This is a genomic window from Spirillospora sp. CA-128828, assembly GCF_050945415.1.
In the GTDB taxonomy this organism is placed as follows: domain Bacteria; phylum Actinomycetota; class Actinomycetes; order Streptosporangiales; family Streptosporangiaceae; genus Spirillospora.
In genome coordinates this window covers 2641955-2651873 of sequence record NZ_CP191986.1, presented here as the reverse complement: position 1 = coordinate 2651873, position 9919 = coordinate 2641955, and the positions used below count along the sequence as shown (strand labels likewise).

General features: G+C 73.0%; 12 protein-coding genes. 3 read left to right on the top strand and 9 right to left on the bottom strand.

Annotation, left to right across the window (positions count from 1 at the left end; translation table 11 throughout):
- The first annotated feature begins 35 nt into the window (after positions 1 to 35).
- The 3 genes from ACQPXG_RS13230 (at position 36) to ACQPXG_RS13220 (ending at position 2468) form a co-directional block, all read left to right on the top strand.
- Positions 36 to 857, top strand: coding sequence for an SAM hydrolase/SAM-dependent halogenase family protein (locus tag ACQPXG_RS13230; RefSeq protein WP_433467958.1), 822 nt, complete (start codon positions 36 to 38; stop codon positions 855 to 857).
- 12 nt (positions 858 to 869) lie between these two features.
- Positions 870 to 1268, top strand: a complete 399-nt coding sequence (locus tag ACQPXG_RS13225) for an NUDIX hydrolase (protein WP_433467957.1) — start codon at positions 870 to 872, stop codon at positions 1266 to 1268.
- 123 nt (positions 1269 to 1391) lie between these two features.
- Positions 1392 to 2468: a hypothetical protein gene (locus ACQPXG_RS13220; RefSeq protein ID WP_433467956.1), complete on the top strand. Its 1077-nt coding sequence runs from the start codon at positions 1392 to 1394 to the stop codon at positions 2466 to 2468.
- A gap of 78 nt (positions 2469 to 2546) precedes the next feature.
- Here ACQPXG_RS13220 and ACQPXG_RS13215 read toward each other — a convergent pair whose 3' ends face one another.
- The 9 genes from ACQPXG_RS13215 to ACQPXG_RS13175 are packed head-to-tail and all read right to left on the bottom strand — an operon-like array spanning position 2547 to position 9855.
- Entirely contained in the window at positions 2547 to 3911 is a 1365-nt protein-coding gene (locus ACQPXG_RS13215; RefSeq protein WP_433467955.1) for an NADH-quinone oxidoreductase subunit N, read from the bottom strand.
- Positions 3911 to 5056 carry a complex I subunit 4 family protein gene (locus ACQPXG_RS13210; protein ID WP_433467954.1) on the bottom strand — a complete coding sequence of 382 codons (1146 nt, stop codon included), beginning with the start codon at positions 5054 to 5056 and terminating at the stop codon, positions 3911 to 3913. The genes ACQPXG_RS13215 and ACQPXG_RS13210 overlap by 1 nt, the downstream gene beginning before the upstream one ends.
- Positions 4975 to 5397, bottom strand: coding sequence for a hypothetical protein (locus ACQPXG_RS13205; protein WP_433467953.1), 423 nt, complete (start codon positions 5395 to 5397; stop codon positions 4975 to 4977). Before ACQPXG_RS13205 ends, ACQPXG_RS13210 begins: the two co-directional genes overlap by 82 nt.
- A 4-nt stretch (positions 5398 to 5401) precedes the next feature.
- Positions 5402 to 6988 carry an NADH-quinone oxidoreductase subunit 5 family protein gene (locus tag ACQPXG_RS13200; RefSeq protein WP_433467952.1) on the bottom strand — a complete coding sequence of 529 codons (1587 nt, stop codon included), beginning with the start codon at positions 6986 to 6988 and terminating at the stop codon, positions 5402 to 5404.
- Entirely contained in the window at positions 6985 to 7290 is a 306-nt protein-coding gene (gene nuoK, locus ACQPXG_RS13195; protein WP_433467951.1) for an NADH-quinone oxidoreductase subunit NuoK, read from the bottom strand. Before nuoK ends, ACQPXG_RS13200 begins: the two co-directional genes overlap by 4 nt.
- Positions 7280 to 7786, bottom strand: coding sequence for an NADH-quinone oxidoreductase subunit J family protein (locus ACQPXG_RS13190; protein WP_433467950.1), 507 nt, complete (start codon positions 7784 to 7786; stop codon positions 7280 to 7282). Before ACQPXG_RS13190 ends, nuoK begins: the two co-directional genes overlap by 11 nt.
- Before the next feature lie 11 nt (positions 7787 to 7797).
- Positions 7798 to 8661: an NADH-quinone oxidoreductase subunit H gene (locus ACQPXG_RS13185; RefSeq protein WP_433467949.1), complete on the bottom strand. Its 864-nt coding sequence runs from the start codon at positions 8659 to 8661 to the stop codon at positions 7798 to 7800.
- A complete protein-coding gene (locus tag ACQPXG_RS13180) occupies positions 8654 to 9520 on the bottom strand; it encodes a hypothetical protein (protein ID WP_433467948.1) in 867 nt (288 codons plus the stop codon). The genes ACQPXG_RS13185 and ACQPXG_RS13180 overlap by 8 nt, the downstream gene beginning before the upstream one ends.
- Positions 9511 to 9855 (bottom strand): NADH-quinone oxidoreductase subunit A, encoded by a 345-nt coding sequence (locus tag ACQPXG_RS13175; RefSeq protein WP_433467947.1) that lies wholly within the window; start codon positions 9853 to 9855, stop codon positions 9511 to 9513. Before ACQPXG_RS13175 ends, ACQPXG_RS13180 begins: the two co-directional genes overlap by 10 nt.
- Positions 9856 to 9919 lie beyond the last annotated feature (64 nt).

Sequence of the window (9919 nt, the reverse complement as noted above, 5' to 3'; positions counted from 1 at the left end):
CCGGAGCATACGGGCTCGCTGGATAGCATCGCCGCATGTCCGAGAGCCGCCCGTTCGTCAGCCTGGCGACCGACTTCGGCGCCGCCTACACGGCGATCTGCGCGGGGGTGGTGTACTCCATCGCGCCGGCGGCGAACGTGCTCGTGCTCAGCGACGAGATCACCCCGTTCGACGTCCGCGAGGGCGCGATGCTGCTGCGGCAGGCGCTGCCCTATCTGCCGGTCGGGGTGCACACGGGCATCGTCGACCCGGGCGTCGGCACGCCGCGGCTGCCCGTCGCGATCGAGACCGGGCGCGGTGACGTGCTCGTCGGCCCCGACAACGGCCTCCTCGTCCCGGCGGCGGAGAGGCTCGGCGGCGCCGTCCGGGCGCACGCGCTGGAGAACCCGGCATACCGGCTGCCCGAGGTGTCGGCCTCGTTCCACGGCCGCGACGTCTTCTCCCCCGCCGCCGCGCACGTCGTGAACGGCGTCGACGTCGCCGATCTCGGCGCGCGGGTCGATCCGGTGCCACTGGACGTCCCGCCGCCGGCGGTGCGCGACGGCGAGCTGACCGTTCCCGTCCTCTACACCGACCGTTTCGGCAGCCTCATCCTCGGCGCCGAGCGCGAGGACCTGACGGCGGCGTTCGGCGAACTCCCCCCGGGCACCCCGCTGGACGTCGCGTGGACCGTTCCCGTGCCGGGCGCCGAGCGCGTCACCTTCGAGGAGACCTTCGGCGCCGTCAGCCCCGGCGTGCCGCTTCTCTGGATCGACTCGTCCGGCTGGCTGGGCCTGGCCGTGAACCAGGGCTCGGCCGCCGAGATCCTCGGTCTCGCGGGCGTGCGGACCGTCACCCTGCGCGTCCCCCGCCTGTAGGAGACTGATCACGTGGAAGATCTCGATGTCGTCGCGTGGATCCAGGTGTCGGACGGCCGGATGCTCGCCGTCCGCTCACGGGGCCGCGACCTCCTCTACCTGCCCGGCGGCAAGCGCGAGCCGGGCGAGGACGACTGGTCGGCGCTGTCCCGCGAGGTCCGCGAGGAACTGGACCTGGAGCTCGACCAGGCGTCCTTCCGGGAACTGGGCGTCATCAGGGCGCCGGCCCACGACCAGCCCGACTTCGCCCACGTCCGGATGGCGTGCTTCACCGCCGCCTACCGCGGCGCGATGGCGGCGGCCGGCGAGGTCGACGAGTACGTCTACGTCGGGCGCGGCGAACGCCACATGCTCGCCCCCGCGGCGCAGGCCGCGCTCGACCTCGCCGAGGAGCACGGCCTGCTCGCCTGATCGACCTTCGGCATCGCGCCCGGCGACTTTGGTCGCCGCACGCATCGCCCGGTGGCCGCTGCCCGCCCGGTCCGCTCTGGAAAAGACTCGGGGCCAGGACGACCGAGCATCGAGGAGCAGGCCATGGCATCGATCAGCCGCAGGACAGTGCTGGCCGGGACGGCGGCGGCCGTCGTGGGCGGGGCCGCGGTCCGGCCCGCGCGGGCCGCCGCCCCGAAGAGCGGACGGCTGCCGCAGCACGGCGTCAACTACGACACCGAACGCGAGGTGTGGAAGCCGGAGTACGTGCGGCGCGAGATCCGCGCGATCCGCCGGGATCTGCACTGCAACGCGCTCATCCTCCTCGGCTCCGATCTGCGCCGCCTCATGCTCGCGGCCCGCTACGCGGCCGAGGAGGGCATGTTCGTCTGGTTCGAGCCGCGCCAGTTCGAGCGGGACGCCCGCACGACGCTGCGGTTCGTGTCGTCCGTCGCCCGGGAGGCGGAACGGCTCCGCCGCACCCACCCCGGGGTCGGCATCTCGCTGGGCTGCGAGCTGACGATCTTCATGGCCGGCCTGGTGCCCGGCAAGGACTGGATGGAACGGGCGGCCAACCTCGGCACTCCGGCGGGGCGGGGGTACGACAAGCGTCTCAACGCCTTCCTCGGACGGGCGCTGAAGACCGTCCGCCCCCTGTTCGGCGGCCGCCTCACCTACACGTCCGGTGTGTGGGAGAACGTCGCCTGGCGCGGCTTCGACGTGGTCGGCGTCGACCTGTACCGGGACGCGTCGAACAAGGCGACCTATGTCCAGGACGTCCGGGCGCTGCACCGGTTCGGCAAGCCGGTCGTCATCACCGAGTTCGGGTGCTGCACGTACCGGGGCGCGGACGAGCGAGGCGGCGACGGGTTCGACATCATCGACTGGACGCAGGACCCGCCCGTCGTCCCGGCGGGGTACGTCCGGGACGAGCGGACGCAGGCCCGCTACATCTCCGAGCTCCTGGACGTCTACGAGGCCGAGGGCGTGCACGGCGCGTTCGTCTACAACTTCATCGACCCCGACTCGCCCTACTCGCCCGACCGGGACCACGACCTCGACATGGCGGGGTTCTCGCTGGTCAAGGTACTTCCGGCGGATTCCCGCCTCGGCTACGAGAAGACCGGCCACTGGGAGCCGAAGCCGGCGTTCCGCACCCTGGCCCGCCGCTACGCCCCCTAGGCGCTCTCATCGCCCGCGTCCCGTACCAGGGGTCCCCTCGCTTCCAGGACGCGCCCGCCGCCGACCCCGGCCTGCCGGTCATGTGAGCGCGATCCCGCTGCCGATGCCCAGCGCCAGCGAGAACACTGCGGCGGTCACCGCGACCGCCGCAGCCGCGCGCGCCGGACGCGACGGGACGGTCTGCCGCCGGAACAGCGGGACGATCCAGCGCAGGTAGTAGAAGACGCTCGCGACCGTGTTCACCGCCGCGACCACGGCGAGCCAGACGTATCCGCCGTCGATGGCGGCACCGAACATCAGGACCTTCCCGACGAACACGGCGGTCGGCGGCGTGCCGACGAACCCGAGCAGGCAGACGACCAGCGAGAGGCCCAGGAGCGGGGACCCGCGCAGCAGTCCGGCGTAGCCGCTCAGGTCGTCCCGCCCCACGGCGAGGACGACGGCGAACGCCCCGAGGTTCGTCACCGCGTAGGCCGCGACGTAGTACAGCAGCGCGGGTTGCGCCAGGTCCGTCCGTCCCGCCATCGCGACCGGGACGAGGAGGAACCCCGCCTGGCCGATGGTCGAGTACGCCAGCAGGCGCCGGACGTTGTCCTGCCCGAACGCGGCGAGGTTGCCGAGCGTCATCGTCGCCGCGGCGACCACGGCGAGGAGCGCGGGCCAGCCGTCCGGGCGCGTCTCGGCCGCGAACCGGTAGAGGGCGGCGAACGCACCGATCTTCGGGACGGTGGTGACGTAGGCGGCGACGGCCGGCGGGGCGCCCTCGGCCACGTCCGGCACCCAGAAGTGCCCGGGGACGGCGCCCGCCTTGAACAGCGGTCCGGCGAGCAGCGCGACGACGCCCGCCGCGACCGCCGCCGGCGGCGCGTCCGCCAGCCCGGCCCGCAGCACCGGGTAGGCCGTCCCGCGCCCGACCCCGAACAGCAGCGTCACACCGGCGAGCATCAGCACGCCGAGCAGCGCGCCCATCAGGTAGTACTTCAGTGCGGCCTCGGTTCCGGCGGCGTCTTTGCCGAACCCGGCGAGCGCGTACGCGGGGATGCTCGCCAGTAGGTAGGCGGCGACGAGCACCAGCAGGTCGGCCGAGACGCCGAGCAGGATCGCGCCCAGCGCCGAAAGGAGGATCAGCACATAGTGCTCGCTCTCCCGCGGATGGCCGCGCACCCGGCCTGCCGCCAGCACCACGACCGCCGCCGTCGAGCCGAGCACGGCGATCCGGGTGACGTGCGTGACCGGGTCGACGCGGAGAGCGTCGAACACCACCAGATCGGGACGGGCGGCGGCGACGCCCGAGGCGGCCAGCCCCGCCACGAGTCCTGCCAGGCAGATCACGCCGACCCTCCACTGCCCGCGGCGCGGCAGGAACAGCCCGGCGACGAGCCCGAGGACGGCGGCGACGAGCACGCACAGCTCGGGGGCGAGGTCGGCCGGGTTCTCGTTCATCACCGGCCCACCAGCGCCACGACGGCCGCCGACAGCGGCTCGATCGTGTCGAGCAGGACGCGCGGCGCGACGCCGATGAGCAGCGACAGCGCCAGCAGCGGGACGAGCGCCGCCAGTTCGGGCCGCCGCACCTCGGTGACCCGCGGGGTCAGCTCACCGGGCGGTCCGAGCACGGCCGTGTGCAGGACGCGCAGGAACAGCGCCGCCGTGATCAGGATGCCGAGGATCGCCGACGCGCCGGTCACGGCCGTCGCCGCCGTCCCGGTCCCGATCGTCCCGGCGAAGATCTGGAACTCGGCGATGAACCCGGACAGCCCGGGCAGCCCCAGCGAGGCGAACGCGGCGATCCCGATCAGCCAGGCGAGGACCGGTGCGTCACCGGCGATGCCGCCGAACCGCCCGAGATCGTAGCTTCCGGCCCGCTCGTACAGGACCCCGCACAGCAGGAACAGCGCGCCGGTCACCAGCCCGTGGCTGACCATCTGCGTGACCGCGCCGGTCACCGCGAGCCGCCGCGCGTCCGCGCCGCCGGAGGTGTACCCGGCCGCCCCCAGCGCCAGGACGATGTAGCCCATGTGGTTGACGGACGTGTACGCCACGAGCCGCTTGACATTGTCCTGCGCGAGCGCGACCAACGCCCCGTACAGGACGCTCACAAGGCCGACGATCAGTATGACCAGGGCGTAGCGGCGCCAGGCGTCCGGCAGCATCGGCATCGCGATCCGGACGAGGCCGTACGTGCCCATCTTCAGCATGACCCCGGCGAGGATCGCCGACCCGGCGGCGGGCGCGTCGGTGTGCGCGGGCGACAGCCACGTGTGGAACGGGACGACGGGCGTCTTGATCCCGAGACCGACCGCGACGGCGAGGAGCGTCAGCGCGGCCAGGCCCGGCGATCCGGCGAGCGGCGGCGTCCGGGTCAGCTCCACCATGTCGAACGTGTGCGGGGCGGCCCCGAGATAGAGCCCGATGAACCCCAGCAGCAGGACGAGCGACCCCAGGAACGTGTACAGGAAGAACTTCAGTGCCGAGCGCGACCGGTCGCCGTGCCCCCACAGCAGGATCACGAAGTACATGCCGACGATGGACAGGTCGAAGAAGACGAAGAACAGCAGAGGTCGAGGGCCGCGAACAGCCCGAGGCACACCGTCTCCAGGGAGAGGAACACGCTCGCGAACGCCCGCACCTGGTTCGTCCGGCGCAGCGAGTACACCGCGCATGCGGCGAACAGAACGGCGGTCATCGCCAGCAGGGGCAGCGACAGCCCGTCCACGCCCACGTGGTAGCCGGCCCGGACGGACGGAATCCACCGCACGTCCGCCTCGAACGAGACCCCGCCGCCGGTCCCGTGCGCGACCCACATCCCTGCGACGAGGGCGCACTCCAGCAGGCTGACACCGATCCACGCCCAGGGCACGGCGCGTCGCGGGACGCCCGGCAGCGCGAGCGCGACCGCCGCCGGAAGGAAGATCACCAGCGTCAGCATCGGCTCACCCGGCCAGGAGGGCGACGGCGACGAGCACCGCGAGCACGACCGCGGCCTGGGCGTAGTACATGTGGACCTGCCCGGTCTGCGGACGCCTCGCCAGCGCGGCCAGACCCCGCGCGGCCTGTCCGACCGCGCCGACCAGCCCGTCCACCCGGAACTCGACGCGACGCCCGGCGAGCCCGGCGAGCGACCGTCCGCCGCGCGCGACGCCGCGCACCGCACCGTCGACAACGCGATCGTCGAAGCGGGCAAGGACCCGCGCGGCCGCCAACGCGGGACGGACCACCGTGACCGAGACGGCCCGCTCCAGATACAGCCAGTCCACGGCCCACGCGGGCTCCGGAAACCGCCGGACGGCCACGACCGCACCCGTCGTGATCACCGCGAGCGCGCCGGAAAGCACGGCCACCCGCACGTCGGGGCCGCCCTCGCCCGGGACGTCCAGAATCCGCCGCCAGCCGTCCGCCACCGCCGGAATCCCGAGTGCCCCGAGCGAGCCCGCCGGGAGCGCGAGCACCAGCAAGGGAGCCCGCTCCAAGAACCGCAGTTCGGAGCCCTCGGCGGGGCGGAACAAACCCACCAAGGCCTTGGCGGCGTACACGGCCGACAGCACGGACGCCGCGAGCCCCACCGCGAGCAGTCCGGCCGACCGCTCGGAGGCGCCGCCCAGTACCTCGTCCTTGGTGACCCACAGCGAGAGGGGCGGGACGCCGGCCAGCGCAAGCGCCCCCACGCCGAACACGACGCCGACCAGCCGATCGCGCCGGGCCCACACGCCGGCGCACAGAAAGAGCAGGCTCTTCACCGCCGCATGCGCGACGAGCTGGGCCGCCCCGCCTGCCACGGAACCGACGCCCGCCGCCAGCACCATGAAACCGATCTGCGCGCACGTGGACGCGGCGAGAAGCTGTTTGAGGTCGCGCTGGGCCACCGCGACGGCGCCCAGGACCAGCGCGGTGAGCGCACCCGTCCAGCTCACGAGCGTGTCGGCCCATCCGGTCGCGGCCAGCAGCGGATGCAGACGCATCAGCAGGTACGCGCCGGCGGCGACCATGGTGGCCGAATGCAGGAGCGCGGACACCGGGCTGGGTCCCGCCATGGCCCGTGACAGCCAGAACGAGAAGGGCAGCTGTGCCGACTTCCCGAGCGCGGCGACCACCACTCCCGCCGCGACGAGGTCCCGCCAGGGAGCGACGGCGCCGGCGAGGTCGTCGAGCCGCAGCGAATGCGCTCCGGCGACCGCGAATCCGGCCGCCGCGTAGAGGCCCATGTCGGCGGCCCGAGTGGTCAGGAAGGCGACGTTCGCCGACCGCACCCGGTCCGCGTCCGGCCACAGGTAGCCGATGAGCGCGTACGACGTCGCGCCCATGACCTCCCAGCCCATCAGCAACAGCAGCAGATCGGTCGCGGTCACCGTGACCGCCATGGCCGCCGCGAACAGCAGCATCAGCAGGTGGAACCGGGCACCGAACCCCTCCCCCGCCGCGTACGCGAGGACGGCCACCAGGACGACGCCCAGGGTCACGAGGAGCACGGCGGACAGCCCGTCCACCGCCGGCCCGCCCGCCCACCCTGGAAGTACTGTCATCCGCGCAGGTCCCCGGCGTCATCGGTCATGTCCACGTCGCGCGCCCGGAACAGCGCGGTGACGACGGCGAACCCCATCGCCATCTCCAGCGCCATCACCGTGATCGCGACGAGCACGAGGACCTGCCCGTCCGCCGTGCCGGGCGACACCCAGTACCAGAACCCGGCTCCGGCGACCAGCACGCCGTTGACCATGAGTTCGAGACCCATGATCAGCATCACGATCGACTGCTGCGACAGCGCCCCGAACAGCCCGACGCAGAACAGCGCGGCGGCCAGGAGCAGGAACGTCTCAAGCGTCACGGTCGTACCGCCCCCGATGCGTGGCCAGCACCACGGTCGCGATCATGGTGGCCAGGATGGCGACGCCGATCACCATCATGACCGGCATCTTCGGCCCCATGATCGACTCGCCGAGCGCGACGGTCGGATCGCGCGGCGGACGCCCCGCCCGCTCCGGCCACGGAACCGCGAAGATCCCGGCCGCCAGTGCCGCGAACGCGGCCCCCGATATGGCGAGCGCGCCTCGCGCGTTGTGCGTCATCGTCATCGGCATGAGCCCGCCCGGGTTCATCATGTACATGATCATGAAGACGGCCATCACCAGCATCTCCATGATCATCATGAGCACGACCAGCACGCCGAGGTAGTGCAGGTCGATCAGCAGCAGCTCGGCCCCGGTGCACAGGAACGACGCCAGCAGCGCGAACGTCGCCCGCGCCATCGAGTCCACGACGAACACGGCGATGCCGGACCCGACCGCGGCGACGGCGAGCACCCAGAACGCGACGGCCTCCACGACTCTCCTCCTCACACCACGACGATCGCGACGACGAGCATCTGCAGCACCGAGGCCGGGATGAGGACCGTCCACGCCACGGTCATGGCGCGGTCCATGCGCAGCACCGGGACGCGCCGCCGCGTCCACACCAGCAGGGCGAGGACGGCGCACGTCTTCACCAGAGACCACGCCCACCCCGGCAGCAGCGGCCCCGCTCCGCCCCCGAGGAACAGCGGGACGGCGACCGCGGAGGCCACCGTCAGCAGCCCGTACCGTCCCGCGAGGAAGACGAGCCGGTCGGGCCCGGACAGCTCGGCCAGGATGCCCCCGGCCACATCACCGCCCACCGGGTGGTCGAACGGCCCCCAGAACGCCATCGCCGCCGCCGAGAGCAGGTACACGGCGAACGCGACCGGCATCCACACAGCGAACCAGAGTCCGTCCTGCGCACCGCCGATCACCCTCAGGTCCAGCGAGTGCGCGGCCAGCGCGGCGGTGATGAGCGCGAACATGTGCGGCAGCTCGTAGGCCAGCCCCTGCGCGATGAACCGATATCCGCCGACCAGCCCGAACGCCGAGTTGACGCCCCAGCCGGCCAGCCACACCGACCCCCAGGCCACGACCTCCATGGCGTTGAACCAGACGACGCCGACCCTCGTCGCGACCGCCGCACGCTCACCGAACGGCACCACCAGGGCCGCGAGGGCGGCCGCCACCGGCAGCGAGACGACCCCGATCCGGGTCAGCAGCACATCGGACCTGGCCGTGACCCGCCGCTGCATCGTCAGCAGCCGCGCGACCTCCTGGAACGGCTCGGCCGGGCGGCCCGCGAGCGCGCCGCTCAGCGCGGCCGCCGCCACCGCCAGCACTCCCAGCACCAGGACCTCAGCCATCGGCGCCCGCCCCGAGATCCGGGTCGAGACTCGCCACGATCAACCGGGCCTGTGCCAACCCGGCTCCTTCGAGCCGCGACGGCAGCCGCTCCAGCACCTCGCCCCAGGGAGCACGCGGACGATGGACCCGCCCCTCCAGCGACTCGGCTATCTCCCGCAGCCACTCGTCCAGCCGCTCCTGCACACCACCGACGCCCCGCGTCATCCATCGCAAGGCCCGCGACCGCCCGACCGTCCGTGCGAACGCCGCGAACCGCCGCGCCGGCACATCGCCGGGCGCACCGCTCAACGCATCGTCCCGCAGGACGGCCGCGCGCTCTGCCGCGGCCTCCCATCCTGCGACGCTCAGCAGCCTCGACACGCTGTCGAGGCGAGCAGCTGCCTGCCGCTCGTCCGTCCAGAACGTCCCGTCGCCCGTGTCGACGGCTGTGGCCTCGGCGGCCTGGACGACGTCCCCCTGCAACGTCAGATCGACGCGCAGCCCGGCGGGCCAGTACGGCAGGACGGGCCCGAGCGGTACATGCAGGACATCGAGCCGCAGCCCGTCCCGGTCGTCCGCCCGTCCGGCCATCCCGGCGTCCATTTCCAGGGGGCCCCGCGAACCGCCGGCGACCCCCTCCAGGTCGGACGCCGACGCGCGCATGCGGGGCTCCGGCATGTCCCGCCACACCACCTCGATGGCCTCGGCCAGCGCGGGGGCCGGGCTCCCGCACACCACGAGCAGCCCCGTCTCGGCGGGCGACAAGGCGGGACGCCATCCCCGGGTCCGCAGCGTCCGTTCGACCGCGAGCCGGTCCCGCGTCCCGTCCGCCGCCGTGACGACGAACGGGCGCGGGGACGCGAACCGGCTCAGGCCCACCGCAGCGCCCCCTCCCGCCACGCGTAGAGGACGCCGACCAGCAGCAGCGCGAGGAAGGCGAACATCTCCACGACCGCCTTGACGCCGATCGACGCGACGACGAGCGCCCACGGATACATGAAGACCATCTCCATGTCGAAGGCCAGGAAGACCATCGACACCGCGTACCAGCGGGCGTGGTACCGCGACAGCGCGTGCTCGGCCGGCCGCGCGCCCGAAAGGAACGGCCCGCTCACGAACCCCCGTGGCGCGGCCGCGTAGGACACGGCGTAGACCCCCGCCACCACGGCCGCCACCAGCCCTAGAACCGAGAGGACGACGACGTGCGGCGGCATTGCCCCTCCGGGGTACGGGTGACCTGCTAGTCGCCCCCTACCTGATCGGCCCGCCCGCGAAACA

Excerpts from the sequence above, each read along its gene's own strand:
- ACQPXG_RS13230 (WP_433467958.1), top strand. The coding sequence starts at position 36 with ATGTCCGAGAGCCGCCCGTTCGTCAGCCTGGCGACCGACTTCGGCGCC.
- ACQPXG_RS13220 (WP_433467956.1), top strand. The coding sequence starts at position 1,392 with ATGGCATCGATCAGCCGCAGGACAGTGCTGGCCGGGACGGCGGCGGCC.
- ACQPXG_RS13215 (WP_433467955.1), bottom strand. The coding sequence starts at position 3,911 with ATGAACGAGAACCCGGCCGACCTCGCCCCCGAGCTGTGCGTGCTCGTC.
- ACQPXG_RS13205 (WP_433467953.1), bottom strand. The coding sequence starts at position 5,397 with ATGCTGACGCTGGTGATCTTCCTTCCGGCGGCGGTCGCGCTCGCGCTG.
- ACQPXG_RS13200 (WP_433467952.1), bottom strand. The coding sequence starts at position 6,988 with ATGACAGTACTTCCAGGGTGGGCGGGCGGGCCGGCGGTGGACGGGCTG.
- ACQPXG_RS13185 (WP_433467949.1), bottom strand. The coding sequence starts at position 8,661 with ATGGCTGAGGTCCTGGTGCTGGGAGTGCTGGCGGTGGCGGCGGCCGCG.
- ACQPXG_RS13175 (WP_433467947.1), bottom strand. The coding sequence starts at position 9,855 with ATGCCGCCGCACGTCGTCGTCCTCTCGGTTCTAGGGCTGGTGGCGGCC.